Genomic DNA, 15,181 nt, shown 5'->3' with positions numbered 1-15,181 from the left:
TTTTCCGTTTGTCGTGATGCGCAGGCATGCCCCGCTACCTGCCCCGCTCTTTTTTCAGAAGTTTGCGGGCCGGTTCGTAACCCGAAGCCGCAGCGAGTTTCAGGTCGGCAAGCATTCCTTCACGGTTGCCGAGCTCTCCCCTCACGATGCCCCTGAGAAAATAAACCTCGCTGTACCCTTTCTTCCTCTTCAACGCCTGCGAACAGTCCTCTTCGGCTCCGGCATAATCGTTCATCCTGGTTCTGGCCAGTGCACGCCGGTAATAGAGCTCGGCGTTACCCGGCTGCATCCCGATCACCGTGTTCAGATCTTCAATGGCTTCGCTGTAATTGCGGTTCCTGATTCTGGCCAGACCTCTTGCAGAAAGCGCTTCGATATACTTCGGGTTGATCGACAATGCCCGCGAGAAATCCGAAAGCGCGCCCCTGTTGTCGCCGGTCATGGCCCGTGAAATTCCCCGCTGGTAGTAGGGTTCGGCATATCCCGGCATGTATTCGATAACCCGCTGAAAATCTTTTGCCGCTGCCTTGTGATCGGAAAGCTGCTGCCGCAGCAGCCCCCGATTGAAAAGCGCTTCGGGATAAAGCGGCCTGATGGCTATCGCGCTGTTGAAATCATCGAGCGCACCATGGAAATCGCCGAGCGCCTTTTTGGCCATCCCGAGATTGTTGTAGAGTTCCGGCATGAGCGGATCGATCCGCAGCGCCGCAGAGTAATCGATCATGGCTTCGCGGAACCTGCCGGCTTTCGCTCTTGCAAGCCCCCGGTTGTTGTACGCCGACGCCATGCCGGGATCGATTTCAAGCACCCGGTTGTAATCGGCGACGGCTCCCCGGTAATTTCCCGAAGCGGCGCGGCAAAGGCCCCGGTTGTTAAGCGCCTCGACAAGCCCCGGTTTTTTTTTCAGAATTCTGCTGTACTCTTCGGCAGCGCCGGCAAAATCGCCTTTGCGGTATTTCATCCACGCTCCGACCATCGGATCGGTGGTGACGGCTTCAGCCTTGTTGCCCGGAAAAACCGGCAGCGAAAACAGAAACAGCAGAAGCAAGATCGTGTAAGCTTTCATGGGGGTACCCGTTAATCCGCAGGATAAAATATCGGCGGCATGATGCGCTGCCTTCAGAGGCTCACCTGGTCGCATCCCCCTTCTGTATCCGGTAGAACCGCACGCAGTACTCTGCAAAAGAGTACGAGAGCATCAGCACGGAAAGGTACATGAAAAACTCCTGAACGGGATAACGCTGGAAAATGGGGTGGGGCCAGACCATGCTTATGAACATCATCGACACAAATCCCACCGCCCACTTGCCCGGCCAGAGCGATGTGGTCAGCACGCTGTGCCGGTAGCGGATATAGGCCGCTCCGGAAAAGATAAGCACGTCGCGAAGAATGGCGAAAAGAACGAACCAGAGCGGAAGCTTGCCGATCCAGAGAAAATAAAGAGCCGCGCTTGCAAGACAGAGCTTGTCTGCAAGCGGATCGAGAATCTTCCCCATCTCGGAAACCTCGTTGGTCCAGCGCGCCGCGCGCCCGTCGAACCAGTCGCTCAGCACTGCGACAACCATGAGGATCATGGCGACTGTCAGATTTCCGACATGATAGTAGTAGAGAAACCACGGTATCAGGAAAATCCTCAGGATGCTGAGAAAATTCGGCAGATTGACGATATGACCTTCCACGAGCTGTATAAGTTTTATTCACATATTCACCGAAAAGGCCCGCCGTTCTGAACGGCAGCTGTTTTTCAACGCACGATCATATCAGGCCGCGACGCAACGAAATCGGTCCAGTTCTTCTTACGGCTTCCGGCGCCGGGATCAGGGGGCGCATGTGCCGCTCCGGTGGAGCCGTTTCCGGTTTTCAGGAGGTCGCACAGCGCAATGCCGAGGGCGTCGGTTACGTCGTAGGTCGAAGGAGTTTCCCGGATCTGCAGCATCCGCCGGACCATGAAGGCGACCTGCTGCTTGCTGGCCGACCCCCTTCCCGTAACCGCAGCCTTCACTTCACGGGGAGCGTACTCCGCCAGTTCGAGTTTCCGGTTCACCGCCAGAGCGATAACCGACCCCCTCACCTGACCGAGCTTCAGCGCCGACTGGACATTTCTGCTGACGAACACGGTTTCGATCGCCGCCCGCGAAGGGGTGTGCTCGCCGATTACCGCATCGAGCTCCCGGTATATCTCTCCGATTCTTTCGGGGTGCGTCCTGCGGGGATTCAGCCGGATCACGCCGCAGGCAAGCACCTGAAAATCCGCACCCTCCTGCCGGATCACTCCGTACCCGGTAAGGAGGCTGCCGGGATCAACCCCGATCACGACCATCCGGGGCTAACCGTTTAAGGTGTTCATGGCCTTTTCGCTGATCTCCATATTGCTGTAGACGGCCTGGACGTCGTCGTTGCCCTCGAGTGCGTCGATCAGACGGATCACCTTGCCGGCGTCTTCGGCCTCGAGTTCGATATAGTTTTCGGGTACAAGATCGATCTTGGCGTTTTCATAAGCGATACCTGCGTCTTCAAGCGCTTTTTTCACGGCCTCGATGTCCCGCACATCGCAGAGCACCGTGCAGTAGGCCTCGTCATCGCCGTCGAGATCCTCCAGACCCGCATCGAGCAGCAGCTCCATCAGCTGATCCTCTCCCGCCGCGGTTTTCGGCACCTCTATCGAGCCCTTGCGATGGAACATCCAGCCGACGCTGCCACTCTCGCCGAGCGACCCGTTGTTGCGGCTCATGATGTGGCGGATTTCCGCCACGGTACGGTTGCGGTTGTCGGTCGCGGTCTCGATGATCAGTGCGATACCGGCCGGGCCGTACCCCTCGTAGGTGATCTCGTCGTAACTTGCCCCTTCGAGTTCACCCGTACCCTTCTTGATCGCACGCTGAATATTGTCCATCGGCATGGAGTTCATCCGGGCCGTATCGATGGCAAGCCGAAGGCGGGGATTTCCGGAAGGATCGCCGCCGCCCATTCTTGCCGAAATCGTGATCTCTTTTACCAGCTTGGTGAACAGGTTCCCTCTTTTCTGATCGGTGGCGGCTTTTTTCCTTTTGATGGTCGCCCATTTACTGTGTCCTGACATGATGAAAAATCACTGATTTAAAATTCCGGGGAATACACCCGTTTTCGATAATAGCCTTATATTCTTTCAGAAAAGACAAATCCAACGGCTTTTGCCCCAAGTTAACTACAAGAACAAAGAATGACAAACTGGATGATCGCCTACCAGGGTGAACCCGGAGCATACAGCGAGATAGCCGCACTCAGGCTCGGCGAACCGAAACCCTGCGAAACCTTCGACGAGGTTTTTGCCGCTGTCGAGAACCGCGAGGCCGATTATGCGGTCATACCCATCGAAAACTCTCTCGGGGGAAGCATCCACCACAACTACGACCTTCTGCTCCAGCACCCGGTCGTCATCGTCGCCGAAACGTTCGTCAAGGTGGAACACTGCCTTCTGGGACTTCACGGATCATCGGCCGAAACGGCAGAAAAGGTGCTTTCGCACCCGCAGGCTCTCGCCCAGTGCAGAAACTTCTTCAGCGCCCATAAAAACCTCAGGGCGGAGGTAGCCTACGACACCGCCGGGAGCGCCAAAATCATCGCCGCCGGAAGCGACCCTTCAAAACTCGCCATCGCCTCGAAACGCGCCGGCGAGCTCTACGGCCTTGAAATTCTTCAGGAAAACCTCGCTGACGAAGAGTGGAACATCACCCGGTTCTTCTGCATCGCCCACGCAGACAATGCGATCTGTCCGCGCATGAAAAAGATGCCCGATACCGCCCAGCAGAAAACCTCGATCGTTTTCACCCTCCCCAACGAGCAGGGCTCGCTCTTCAAGGCTCTGGCCACCCTGGCGCTCCGCGACATCGATCTGAGCAAAATCGAATCGAGACCGTTCCGCAAGAAAGCATTCGAATACCTCTTCTACATCGACTTCATGGGAGACAGCCAGGCGGTGAACGTCGAAAACGCCCTCCGCCACCTCCGGGAGTTCGCCACCATGGTGAAGGTGCTCGGCAGCTACGGAGTCATCGCATGACAGGCCGACGGCAATTCGATTTCTTCACCTCCGAAAAACCCTCACCGGAACCGGACGTACCGGAGGCAGCCCTCTGGCAGGCTCCTGCAGGAAAACCGAATCTCTTCCTGCTCGACGGCATGGCTCTGGTCTACCGGGCATACTTCGCCCTGCAGCAGGCCGGCATGAAAACCCGCGACGGCATCCCGACAGGAGCCATACACGGCTTCGCATCGGCCCTGCTGAAAATTTATGAAACATGGCGCCCCGACCACCTTGCCGTAGCGTTCGACAGCCGGGAGAAAACCTTCCGTCACGATCTCTATGAGCCCTACAAGGCCAACCGTCCATCTCCGCCCGAAGATCTGCTCGTGCAGATCCAGGCGATCATCGAGCTCATCGATGCTTTCGAAATACCGCTCATCAAGATCGCAGGATATGAAGCCGACGATCTGATCGGATCGGCCGCAAGAAAGTTCGCTCCGCATTGCCGCGTCTATATCGTCACGCCCGACAAGGATCTCGCCCAGCTGGTTCACGACGGCGTAACCATGCTCAAGCCCTCGAAAAAGCAGAACGAGCTCGAACCCTTCGGCAGAAACGAAATCAGGGAGCAGTTCGGCGTCGAACCCGAACGGTTCATAGACCTGCTCACCCTTACCGGCGACACCTCCGACAATATTCCGGGAGCAAGGGGAATCGGGCCGAAAACCGCAGCAGCCCTGCTGCTCAAATACGGTACGCTGGACAACATCTATGCGCATATAGGAGAACTCCCCCCGAAAACGAGGACGAGCCTCGAAGCCTTCAAACCCCAGCTCGAACTCATCCGGCGTCTGGTCACCATCGACACCGGGATCGACATCGGGCTCGATATCGAGAGCCTTGCCTGTAAAACACCGGTGCAGGGGCGCCTCATACCGATGCTCAACCGGTACGAGCTCAAGTCCGTAGCCGCGCGGCTGCCGGCGATCTTTCCGGGCATCGCTGCCATCCCGGAAGGCGCGCCGTCAACCGAAGGGGCTCCGGAGACCAACGCGGAACCACCGCTCCTCTCCCCTCTCGAAGGGGCGGACTACCGCCTGATCGAAACGGCTGACGAGGTCAGGGCGCTTGCCCTGAAACTCGAACAGGCCGAAACATTTGCCGTCGATACCGAAACCACGAGTCTCGATACCTTTCAGGCCGAGCTGGCCGGCATCTCGTTCTCCCTCAGACCTAAAGAGGCCTTTTTCGTCTATTTCGGCAAGGGAGGTCTCGACATCCCCTCGACGCTCGACATCCTGAAACCGGCGCTGGAGAATCCCTCCATCGGCAAAACGGGCCAGAACCTCAAGTATGACCTGCTGGTCCTGAAGAACTATGCCGTATCGCTCTCGCCGGTGGCTTTCGACACCATGCTGGCAAGCTATGTGCTCGATCCCGAAAGCACGCACAACCTCGACGACATGGCGGCGCGCCACCTCTCGATCCGGACGACCACCTTCGATGAACTGACCGGCGAGGGGAAAAAAAGAGTGCCCATCCACGAGGTTCCGCCCCGGCAGCTTTCCGACTACGCCTGTCAGGACGCCGACATCGCGCTCCGCCTCGAGGAGGTCTTCGACGAAAAACTGCGGGAAGACGAAAAGCTGCTCAGCCTCTGCCGCACCATCGAGTTCCCGCTCGTGGAAGTGCTTGCCGGCATGGAATACCAGGGCATCTCCATCGACACGACACATCTGGCAGTCTGCGCCGAACTGGTCAACGCCCAGATCGCCGGACTCAGGGAGAGCATCTACGAAAAAACCGGCTCGGTCTTCAACCTCGACTCTCCCAAGCAGCTCTCGCACATCCTCTTTACGGTACTTGAGCTGCCGACGAAAAAAACCACCAAAACCGGATTTTCAACCAACGTCGAAGTGCTCGAGGAGCTTGCCCCTCTCCACCCTGTGGCCGGGGACCTGCTCGAATACCGGAGTCTGCAGAAACTCAAGACCACCTACATCGACGCACTGCCGAAAATGATAAACCCGAAAACGGGCCGGCTGCACACCTCGTTCAACCAGCACATCACCGCCACGGGAAGGCTTTCCTCGTCAAACCCGAACCTGCAGAACATTCCGGTACGCACCCCCGCAGGCAGGGAGATCCGCCGCGCGTTCATTCCCTCGAACCCCGACAACCTTATTCTCTCGGCCGACTACTCGCAGATCGAGCTTCGCATCGCGGCTGAAATATCGGGCGACGAAAAACTCATCGAGGCTTTCCGCCAGAAGGAGGATATCCACAGCGCTACCGCAAGGGTCATCTTCAACACCGGGGAAATCACGCCCGACATGCGCCGCAAGGCAAAAGAGGTGAACTTCGGCGTGCTCTACGGCATCCAGCCGTTCGGCCTCTCCAGGCGCCTGAACATAACGCAGAAAGAGGCCAAAGCCATTATCGAGGTCTACACCTCGAAATATCCAGGGCTCTTCATTGCGCTGCAGGAGATCATCGCGGAAGGAAAACGGAACGGCTATGTCTCGACCCTGCTCGGAAGACGCCGTTACATCCCCGACCTCAACAGCCGCAACTCCATCCGCCAGAAAGCCGCCGAACGGGCTGCCATGAACACGCCTATCCAGGGAACGGCCGCCGACATCATCAAATGCGCCATGAACCTCTGCAGTCGCCGGATCAGGGAAAACGGCATGGAGTCGGTCATGCTGCTGCAGGTCCACGATGAACTGCTTTTTGAAACCACACCCTCCGAAACAGACCGCCTGCAGACTCTGGTGGAAACCGCCATGACCGAAGCGGCAGAATTCTGCGGTATCGTCACGGTTCCGGTAGAAGTCGATACCGGCACGGGAAAAAACTGGCTGGAGGCTCATTAGGGCGTTGATTTATAAAAAAAAGTTTTTATATATTATTCAATCAAAAAAGGCTTGCCTGACCGGACAGACAATCAATCCAGCACTGCATGTTTTCAGCGAAACTGTTTTTCAGCCAGGCCGGACGCGGCGGCAAAAAGCAGACTGCACGGGGAACGACCGTTCCGGCCAGCAGTCGCCTTGTGAGAACCGTACTGGTTTTTATCACCCTTCTGGCCGTTCCGCTCTCCAGCGTCCTGCGGGCCGAAGAGAAAGCTCCCGCTGCCGATAAAACGGCGGAAGGCCTTCTGGCCTCCACCGAAGAGATGATCGAACACCTCATTCTGCAGATCGACCGCCAGAAAGGTTCCGAAGAGGAGATAGCCGAACCCGAAGAGAAGAACAACCGCCCCTACTTTTCATCCATACCCAACATCAAGCCGGTCAACGGCCGCGTCACCAGCGGATTCGGCATGCGCCTGCACCCGGTTTACGGCAGGGTGCTGTTTCACTCGGGAACGGATTTCTCGGCTGCTGAAGGCTCGAAGGTCCATGTGACAGGCGACGGTATCGTCATCTTTTCAGGTTACGACGGAGGGTACGGCCAGAAGGTCACCGTGAGCCACGGGTACGGGTTCAAGACCGTCTACGCTCATCTCTCCCGAGCGCTTGTCCGTCAGGGACAGCGGGTTTCCAGAGGCGACATCATCGCCCTCTCGGGCAATACCGGCGTTTCCACCGGCCCGCACCTCCATTACGAAATCCTCAAAAACAACGTCAAGGTGAACCCTTCGGCGTACTTCTTCGACGACAGCAACCCCGACAAGTTCATAACCCGTCAGCATACACCCGAAAATGCTGATGGCAGCAACTCTTAAACCGATTAATCCAAGCGCTTTACTATGTACTGGAATCTGGATCTCGCACGATATATAGCAGATGCCCCGTGGCCGGTTACAAAAGATGAACTTCTCGATTACGCAAACAGAACGGGTGCGCCCCAGCAGGTTATCGAAAACCTGCACGACCTGCCCGAATGTGATGAAATTTACGAAAGCATTGACGAGGTATGGCCCGACTATCCTACCGACGAAGATTTCTGTTATGGTGACGAAGAGCTGTTAAACTGAAGCAAATACCCTCCCGTGTGTTTTCAATAAAAACGCTCCTCAGGGCAATCGCCGGTACTCTGGTCGTTGCCCTTTTTTTTGCAGGAGCAACGCCGTCATGTGCCCAGGAAATCCCTGAAAATGAGCCGGAAACCCCCGGCTCTGTGGTTCCCTACGTCAACTCAATCCGCTTCACCGGCAACAGCGCGGTGCCTCACGAAGAGCTCCGTCAGATCATCGTCACCGCAGAGCCCTCATCGTTTCTCGGACTCGGCCTCTTCGGAAAGACCAAAAAGCCCTTCAACCCCGACGAATTCCAGAGGGATCTGGACATCATCAAGAAGCTCTACACCTACAAGGGTTATTTCTTTGCCGATGTCCGTTCGTCGATGAACTACCGCGACAACGGGCGCAAAGCCGATATCCTCATATCGATAACCGAAAACGAACCGGCCAGAATCGATTCGCTGGCATGGAGCGGGCTCGAATCCATAGACGAAAAGCTCAAAGGACGCTACCTCGCCTCCAGCATCCTGAAAACCGGAGAAAACTTCTCCGTTGAGAAGCTGATCTCCGAACGGGACCGTACCATGACCTTTTTCCGTGAAGAGGGATACACCTTCTTTCACGAAGACAGCATCCGCATAAAAGTCGACACCGTGGGAGCCAACGCGGGAATTCTCTACAAAATCAGGCTGCCGGAAAAACTGGTGTACGGGCCGGTGAACGCCGTCGTGCACAACCCGATACGAAAAGACCCCGGCAGCCGCGAAACCCGGTTCCTTGAAGACGGCATACCGGGCGTCATTTTCGGTAACCAGAACATACGTCCGGCGCTCATCGCCAACTCCGTGGCGTTCCGTGAAGGCCAGACCACCAGGGAGAGCCTCGAGCAGGAGACCCTGCAGAACTTCGGCAAAACCAATCTTTTTTCATCCATTATCGTCCGGCCCGATTCGGTCCGTGACGGGCGCCTCTACACCACGGTGCACCTGGAGCCCGCGCCCAAACACCAGTTCGAACCAAAACTGCTGATCGACAACCGCTACGGTTCGCTCTTTTTCGGAGCCTCGCTCGCCTACGAAAACAGGAATCTTCTGGGCGGAGCCGAACAGTTCAAAACCGCGGCCGAATTCGGCACCCAGACCAGCTACAGCAACAACCTGCTCGGCAATCTCCAGAAAGAGGACTACGACAAGTTCATCCCTTACGAGCTGAGCCTGAAAAGCAGCCTTGTCATGCCGATGCTGAAAAAACCCGACAACGTTTTTTCGGCGTACCTCGAATATTCCCAGTCCACCCTGCCCATTCTGATCTCCAGCCGGAACGGCCTGGTGCGGGGTTCCTACAGCTCGAAACTCAGCCCCTCCTCGCGGCTCAGCTTCGACTTCTTCGAGTTCGAATGGGTGCAGAAAGACTCGCTGAGGGGGTTCAGAAAACTCTTCAAAACCGATCTGGCCGAAAATATCGACATCGATCCGGACGACGACGCGGCCGTCGACGCCGGCATCGACAGCCTCCTGGAAACCAGGGTCTACCAGACCTTCAGGCTCCGCTACAACTACACGAACCAGAGTACCGTGCAGCCGGGAAAAAACATCTGGAACCTCGACCTCCTCCTCGAAGAATCGGGAAGTCTGGCATGGCTCATCGATGAGTTCGTCGATACCGGAACCTATTCGGGGTTCACCGACAGTGAACCGCAGATTTTCGGAACCGCCTATTCCCAGTACGTCAAGGCCGAAACGAAACTCGGCTTCACCCGGAACCTCTCGCCGGGGCGGCAGTTTGCCGGGAGGCTGCATCTCGGCTGGATGATGCCGTACGGGAAAGCCGACGCCACTCCCGAAGAACGGCGGTTCTACGCCGGAGGCGCCAACAGCATGCGCGGCTGGCTCTTCAACACGCTCGGACCAGGCAGCAGCACAAGTGAAGCCGCAGCGAATTTCGGCGCCGACATCAAGATGGAACTTGGCCTGGAATACCGCTGGAAGTTCTTCAAGCTGTTCGGTCAGCCATCGGGTATAACCTTCTTTACCGATATCGGCAATATCTGGGACAGCAGCGGCCCCTACGGCTTCAGCCTGAACTCCCTCATGAAGGATTTCGCCTGGGATTTCGGAGTGGGGCTGAGGGTGGGCTCGCCCATCGGACCGTTCCGCTTCGATTTCGCGTGGAAAATCCATGATCCTGCCGAACAGAAAGCCTGGCAGATTCTCGACTGGAGCCCTCTCGACTATACCTTCAACTTCGGCATCGGAGAAGCATTTTAATTCATTCACTTACTCACTTAAGTACCAAACCGCCATGTCCGGAACATCCACCCTTCTTGCCCCATCCATCCTGTCCGCGGATTTCACCGATCTTCGCTCCTCGATCGCCCTTGCCGAAAAAGCCGGTGCCGACTGGATGCACTGCGACGTCATGGATGGGGTTTTCGTGCCGAACATCACCTTCGGGCCATTCATCATCCAGGCCGTGGCAGCCTGCACCCCGACGATCATCGACACCCATCTGATGATCACCGACCCAGACCGCTTCATCGCGGACTTCATCAAGGCCGGATCGCACCAGATCACCGTTCATCAGGAGGCCTGTCCGCACCTGCACCGAACCGTGCAGTACATCAGGAGCCTCGGTGCAAAAGCCGGCGTTTCCATCAACCCGGCAACACCGCTTTCAACCCTGGAATCCATTCTCCCCGATCTCGACCTGGTCCTTCTGATGTCGGTCAACCCCGGCTTCGGCGGCCAGAAGTTCATCCCTTCGTCGGTTGAAAAAATCGCGAAGCTGCACGGCATGCGCAACGAGATGAACCCGGACATGGTTATCGCCGTGGACGGAGGCATAACAGAAGAAAATGCGGGAGAGGTGGTGGAAGCCGGCGCCGACGCGCTGATTGCCGGAACGGCCTTCTTCAGGGCGGAGAATCCGGAGGCGACGGCCTCGAAGCTCAGGGGGCTGCACCGCTAAGGGTGCTGTAAGTTTTCAGCGGCGTTTTTCAGGGCTTCTTCCAGGCAACCGAGTGCAGCTCGGTGCTCACATGCAGCCCTTCTCCTATCAGCACGGCATCGAATGACGCCTCGCGGATGAGGGCTATGTCGGCGGCGCTCTTCAGGCCGCTTTCCGCTACGGCCGTCACCCCTTCGGGGAAGTGCCGCCGGAGTTCGACCGACGTATCGAGGCTGACGCTGAAATCCTTCAGGTTCCGGTTGTTCACCCCGATAATGCGGGCTCCGGCAACCGCAGCCGTGTCGAGCTCCCTCCGGTCGTGAACCTCCACAAGAGCCGCAAGGCCGGTTTCGGCTGCAAGCTGCAGGTAGTCGGTGAGCTGCAGGGCATCGAGCGCGGCCACGATCAGAAGAATCGCATCGGCGCCGATCAGGCGCGACTCGTAAATCTGATGCTCGTCGATAATGAAATCCTTGCGCAGGACAGGAAGGGAGAACTCCTTCTTCACCGCCCGGAGGTAGTCGTTCGATCCCTGAAAAAAGAGCCGGTCGGTCAGCACGGAAAAAGCTGACGCTCCCAGTTCGAAATAACGGCGGGCAATCGCGACCGGATCGAAATCGTGGACGATAATGCCGCGCGAAGGCGATGCTTTCTTGATTTCGGCGATAAGCCGGATGCCGTCGTCCGAACGTTTCAGGTTGCCCGTGAAATCCCGGCACGGCTGGAGGGTACCCTGCAGCTCCAGGTAGCGCTGCAGGGGTTTCTGTTGTTTCAGTTCCGCAACTTCGCCGCGTTTTTCGTCGAGTATCCTCTGTAGATAGGTCATAGGGGCTCTACTCCGCTGCGGCAAGCTCCCTGAGTTCCGTCTCGAGTTCCACGATCTGGCGGATGTTATCGAGGAACCACGGATCGATTTTTGTCGCCTGGTGCACCTCCTCGACCGTCGCTCCCGCCTGGAATGCGTAGCGCAGATAGAACATCCGGTCCGCTTTCGGCACCTTGATCTTCTCGAGAATGTCCCCCTTGGCGAACATCTTCTGCTGCTGGGTCATATCGACCACGTTCATGATATCCTTGCCGTCGGAACCAAGCCCGGCACGACCGATTTCAAGACCGCGCAGCGACTTCTGCAGAGCCTCGCGGAAGTTGCGCCCGAAAGCCATGACCTCGCCGACCGACTTCATCTGCACGCCAAGACGCGCATCGACATTCTTGAACTTCTCGAAATCCCAGCGGGGAATCTTCACCACGCAGTAGTCGATAACCGGTTCGAAGCTGGCCGGCGTCGATTTGGTGATATCGTTGAGAATTTCGTCGAGCGTATAACCCACCGCAAGCTTCGCGGCGACCTTGGCGATGGGAAAACCCGTGGCCTTGGAGGCGAGCGCCGAACTGCGCGAAACGCGCGGATTCATTTCGATCACAACAATGCGGCCGTTCTCGGGGTTGATGGCAAACTGGATATTGCTGCCGCCGGTCTCCACGCCGATTTCCCGGATAATGCGGATGGATGCATCCCGAAGCACCTGATACTGGCGGTCGGTCAGCGTCTGGGCCGGAGCCACGGTGATGCTGTCGCCGGTATGCACGCCCATCGGATCGACGTTCTCGATCGAACAGACGATGATCACGTTGTCGGCAAGATCGCGGATAACCTCAAGTTCGAACTCCTTCCATCCCACCAGGCACTCTTCGACAAGCACCTCGCTGATGGGGCTTTCGGCAAGTCCCCTGCGCACGGCCTCGTAGTAGTCCGACTTGGTTTCGGCAAAACCGCCACCGGTGCCGCCGAGTGTGAACGAAGGTCTGATGACGATCGGCAGACCGATCTCCTCGAGCGCTTCCTTCGCCTCTTTTTCATTGCGCACGAAAAATCCCTTGGCCATTTCAAGCCCTATTTTCTTCATCGCATCGCTGAAGAATTCGCGGTTCTCGGCCTTCCGGATAGCCCGGAGCTTCGCACCGATCAATTCAACGCCGTTGCGTTCGAGAATGCCCGATTCGGCAAGGCTGACGGCTGTATTGAGAGCCGTCTGGCCGCCCATGGTGGGCAGAAGCGCGTCGGGTTTCTCCTTCTCGATTATCTTGCGTACGTAATCCGGGGTTATCGGCTCGATGTAGGTCGCGTCGGCCATCTCGATATCGGTCATGATGGTCGCAGGATTGCTGTTGACCAGAATGACCCGGTATCCGTCCTCCTTGAGGGCGCGGCACGCCTGGGTTCCCGAATAGTCGAATTCGCAGGCCTGACCAATCACGATAGGGCCCGCCCCGATCACTAAAATTGACTGTATATCTTCCCTTTTTGGCACTGTTTTCCCAGGGTTTATGACTTGGTAAGCTTTTTTCGAACGTAATGTACAAAATATTCAGGAGAGTTTCCGTTCACTTTGACCGGGCTGCGAACCGCTACTCGATAATCCTGATAGGCTCCTGGTGAAATCCTCCGGAATCCCTTCTCAGCCATGCCGTCACCTCTTTCGGCAGACCGTTGATAAGTGAAATGATCAGCATGGTATGGCCGGGCCGGGCGAAATCGACGTCGTTCTGCGAGGGCACCGCCGGAGAGTTGATATGCGAGTGGTAGGAGCCCACGATCTCGTAACCGAGAGCGCGCGCCTCCCGCTCGACATCGTAATACTCGGTGGATGAAATCTCGAAACCGTGCTCGCGCCCGTAATAGAGGCAGTTCCGGCAGGGGGCGATTTCATGAACCACATTATCGATATTGCCCCGGTGATCGACATATTTTTTTCCTGCGAGCAGACCGCAGCACTCGTAGGGCTGCTCCCTGAAACCGTGTTCCTGTATAATCTCGAATTTACGCCGGGGTAGCTTCATACGGCAAGCGGTTGAATGAAAAGATAAAAGAGTTACAGCGCCTTGGCTCCGATATCCCTGCGGCAGTATGCACCCTCGAAATGGATCCGGTCAACTGCCCGGTAAGCCTTTTGGAGGCACTCCTGTAGAGTGGAGCCGAGCGCAGTCACCGACAGTACCCTACCGCCTGAGGTCACCAGGCGTCCGTCCCGGAGAGCCGTGCCCGCGTGAAAAATCATCACCTCGTCCGGGCTCTCCTCCGCCGGGTCGATGGTGATGGTCCTGCCGGTTTCAAAGGCGTCAGGGTACCCGCCCGAAGCCAAAACCACCGTAGCCGCCGATCCGGGGTGCATTTCGAAAGGCACCGCGTCGAGACCGCCATCGACGCTCGCCAGAAGGGCGTCGAAAAGGTCGCTCTTCAGCAGCGGCAGCACCACCTGCGTTTCAGGGTCGCCGAGGCGGGCGTTGAACTCGACCACCGAAGGTTCGCCGCCGTCGATCATGAGACCTACGTAAAGAAAACCCGTATAGGGATATCCCTCTTCGGCCATTCCCTGTAATGTCGGGCGTATAATGCGCTCCTCGACCTTGCGCATCACTTCGGGAGTCACAACCGGCGCAGGGGCATAGGCGCCCATTCCCCCGGTATTCTTGCCGGTATCCCCCTCCCCGATCCGCTTGTGGTCCTGGGCGGAAAGAAAAAGCCGGTAACCGCGCCCGTCGCAGAGGGCGAACACACTCGCCTCCTGGCCGCGAAGGAACTCCTCTATGACCACCTCGTCCGCCGCACTGCCAAAAATGCGATCGTCGAAAATCTCCCCGAGAGCCAAAAGCGCCTCGTTCCGGTCGGCAGCCACTATCACGCCCTTGCCGGCGCACAGGCCGCTCGCCTTGATCACCTGAGGAAAGCGCTCCCCGCCAAGCGACCCGATATGGGCCTCAGCACTCTCCTTGCTGCAGAAAACCCGGTATCCGGCTGTAGGAATGCCATACCGGTGCATGAACTCCTTCGAAAAAACCTTGCTCGACTCCAGCCTTGCCGCAGCCTGAACAGGGCCGACCACCTTCATGTCAGCTTTCCGGAAAAGATCGACCAGCCCCAGCTCCAGAGGCTGTTCAGGGCCGACCACCGTCAGGCCGATCCCGCTTTCACGGGCGAAGGCGAGCAGTTCCTGGAGCTGCACGGCCTTCAGCGGCACATTGCACACCTTGCCGCCCATGAGGGCGGTGCCTCCGTTTCCCGGAGCGACAAAAACCCGTTCCACCCGCCCACTTGCGGCTATTGCCAGGGCAAAGGCGTGTTCGCGTGCTCCGCTTCCGATAATGAGGACATTCATTGCTGTTGTAGTATAAGTGCAGTGGCCAGAAGTGACCATAGGGTTTATCGATCCCGGATTATTAAATTACCATCGGTTTTCCGGCAGGCAAGGATTGTATATAAAACA

Annotated in this window: 14 protein-coding genes; 6 read left to right on the top strand and 8 right to left on the bottom strand. The window is 57.3% G+C overall.

Annotated elements, in window-relative coordinates:
- Positions 1-34: 34 nt before the first annotated feature.
- From WBP50_RS09150 to WBP50_RS09135, 4 genes are all read right to left on the bottom strand, one after another.
- The gene (locus WBP50_RS09150; RefSeq protein WP_423933685.1) at positions 35-1,066 is read right to left on the bottom strand and encodes a tetratricopeptide repeat protein; all 1,032 of its coding nucleotides are present in this window, start codon (positions 1,064-1,066) and stop codon (positions 35-37) included.
- A gap of 61 nt (positions 1,067-1,127) precedes the next feature.
- Positions 1,128-1,679, bottom strand: a complete 552-nt coding sequence (locus tag WBP50_RS09145; protein ID WP_423933682.1) for a CDP-alcohol phosphatidyltransferase family protein — start codon at positions 1,677-1,679, stop codon at positions 1,128-1,130.
- Between the two features lie 65 nt (positions 1,680-1,744).
- Positions 1,745-2,320, bottom strand: a complete 576-nt coding sequence (ruvC, locus tag WBP50_RS09140; protein WP_423933681.1) for a crossover junction endodeoxyribonuclease RuvC — start codon at positions 2,318-2,320, stop codon at positions 1,745-1,747.
- A 6-nt stretch (positions 2,321-2,326) separates the two neighbouring features.
- Positions 2,327-3,079: a YebC/PmpR family DNA-binding transcriptional regulator gene (locus WBP50_RS09135; RefSeq protein ID WP_423933679.1), complete on the bottom strand. Its 753-nt coding sequence runs from the start codon at positions 3,077-3,079 to the stop codon at positions 2,327-2,329.
- A gap of 120 nt (positions 3,080-3,199) precedes the next feature.
- Between WBP50_RS09135 and pheA the strand changes: the two genes are divergently transcribed.
- The 6 genes from pheA (at position 3,200) to rpe (ending at position 10,937) form a co-directional block, all read left to right on the top strand.
- A complete protein-coding gene (gene pheA / locus WBP50_RS09130; protein WP_423933677.1) occupies positions 3,200-4,039 on the top strand; it encodes a prephenate dehydratase in 840 nt (279 codons plus the stop codon).
- The gene (polA, locus tag WBP50_RS09125) at positions 4,036-6,879 is read left to right on the top strand and encodes a DNA polymerase I (protein ID WP_423933676.1); all 2,844 of its coding nucleotides are present in this window, start codon (positions 4,036-4,038) and stop codon (positions 6,877-6,879) included. The genes pheA and polA overlap by 4 nt, the downstream gene beginning before the upstream one ends.
- Before the next feature lie 86 nt (positions 6,880-6,965).
- Positions 6,966-7,733: a M23 family metallopeptidase gene (locus WBP50_RS09120; protein ID WP_423933673.1), complete on the top strand. Its 768-nt coding sequence runs from the start codon at positions 6,966-6,968 to the stop codon at positions 7,731-7,733.
- 24 nt (positions 7,734-7,757) lie between these two features.
- Complete coding sequence (locus WBP50_RS09115) at positions 7,758-7,985, top strand: DUF2795 domain-containing protein (protein ID WP_292004879.1); 228 nt, start codon at positions 7,758-7,760, stop codon at positions 7,983-7,985.
- Between the two features lie 17 nt (positions 7,986-8,002).
- Complete coding sequence (locus WBP50_RS09110; RefSeq protein ID WP_423933670.1) at positions 8,003-10,237, top strand: BamA/TamA family outer membrane protein; 2,235 nt, start codon at positions 8,003-8,005, stop codon at positions 10,235-10,237.
- A gap of 34 nt (positions 10,238-10,271) precedes the next feature.
- Positions 10,272-10,937 carry a ribulose-phosphate 3-epimerase gene (gene rpe / locus WBP50_RS09105; RefSeq protein ID WP_423933667.1) on the top strand — a complete coding sequence of 222 codons (666 nt, stop codon included), beginning with the start codon at positions 10,272-10,274 and terminating at the stop codon, positions 10,935-10,937.
- A gap of 28 nt (positions 10,938-10,965) precedes the next feature.
- Here rpe and trpC read toward each other — a convergent pair whose 3' ends face one another.
- From trpC to purD, 4 genes are all read right to left on the bottom strand, one after another.
- Positions 10,966-11,742 (bottom strand): indole-3-glycerol phosphate synthase TrpC, encoded by a 777-nt coding sequence (trpC, locus tag WBP50_RS09100; RefSeq protein ID WP_423933665.1) that lies wholly within the window; start codon positions 11,740-11,742, stop codon positions 10,966-10,968.
- A 7-nt stretch (positions 11,743-11,749) separates the two neighbouring features.
- Positions 11,750-13,228, bottom strand: coding sequence for a carbamoyl-phosphate synthase large subunit (gene carB / locus WBP50_RS09095; protein ID WP_423933662.1), 1,479 nt, complete (start codon positions 13,226-13,228; stop codon positions 11,750-11,752).
- Between the two features lie 97 nt (positions 13,229-13,325).
- On the bottom strand, positions 13,326-13,757 hold the full coding sequence (locus WBP50_RS09090) for a Mov34/MPN/PAD-1 family protein (protein ID WP_423933660.1): 432 nt from the start codon (positions 13,755-13,757) through the stop codon (positions 13,326-13,328).
- Between the two features lie 32 nt (positions 13,758-13,789).
- On the bottom strand, positions 13,790-15,073 hold the full coding sequence (gene purD / locus WBP50_RS09085) for a phosphoribosylamine--glycine ligase (RefSeq protein ID WP_423933659.1): 1,284 nt from the start codon (positions 15,071-15,073) through the stop codon (positions 13,790-13,792).
- Positions 15,074-15,181 lie beyond the last annotated feature (108 nt).

This window comes from Chlorobium sp. (genome assembly GCF_049593655.1).
In the GTDB taxonomy this organism is placed as follows: domain Bacteria; phylum Bacteroidota; class Chlorobiia; order Chlorobiales; family Chlorobiaceae; genus Chlorobium.
The sequence above is the reverse complement of the archived record's forward strand: the minus strand, read 5'-3'. Positions and strand labels throughout refer to the sequence as shown.

Bases quoted from the DNA above. Each gene is read 5' to 3' on its own strand.
- trpC (WP_423933665.1), bottom strand. From the start codon at position 11,742: ATGACCTATCTACAGAGGATACTCGACGAAAAACGCGGCGAAGTTGCG.
- WBP50_RS09120 (WP_423933673.1), top strand. From the start codon at position 6,966: ATGTTTTCAGCGAAACTGTTTTTCAGCCAGGCCGGACGCGGCGGCAAA.
- WBP50_RS09135 (WP_423933679.1), bottom strand. From the start codon at position 3,079: ATGTCAGGACACAGTAAATGGGCGACCATCAAAAGGAAAAAAGCCGCC.
- pheA (WP_423933677.1), top strand. From the start codon at position 3,200: ATGACAAACTGGATGATCGCCTACCAGGGTGAACCCGGAGCATACAGC.
- ruvC (WP_423933681.1), bottom strand. From the start codon at position 2,320: ATGGTCGTGATCGGGGTTGATCCCGGCAGCCTCCTTACCGGGTACGGA.
- rpe (WP_423933667.1), top strand. From the start codon at position 10,272: ATGTCCGGAACATCCACCCTTCTTGCCCCATCCATCCTGTCCGCGGAT.
- polA (WP_423933676.1), top strand. From the start codon at position 4,036: ATGACAGGCCGACGGCAATTCGATTTCTTCACCTCCGAAAAACCCTCA.
- WBP50_RS09115 (WP_292004879.1), top strand. From the start codon at position 7,758: ATGTACTGGAATCTGGATCTCGCACGATATATAGCAGATGCCCCGTGG.
- WBP50_RS09150 (WP_423933685.1), bottom strand. From the start codon at position 1,066: ATGAAAGCTTACACGATCTTGCTTCTGCTGTTTCTGTTTTCGCTGCCG.
- purD (WP_423933659.1), bottom strand. From the start codon at position 15,073: ATGAATGTCCTCATTATCGGAAGCGGAGCACGCGAACACGCCTTTGCC.
- WBP50_RS09090 (WP_423933660.1), bottom strand. From the start codon at position 13,757: ATGAAGCTACCCCGGCGTAAATTCGAGATTATACAGGAACACGGTTTC.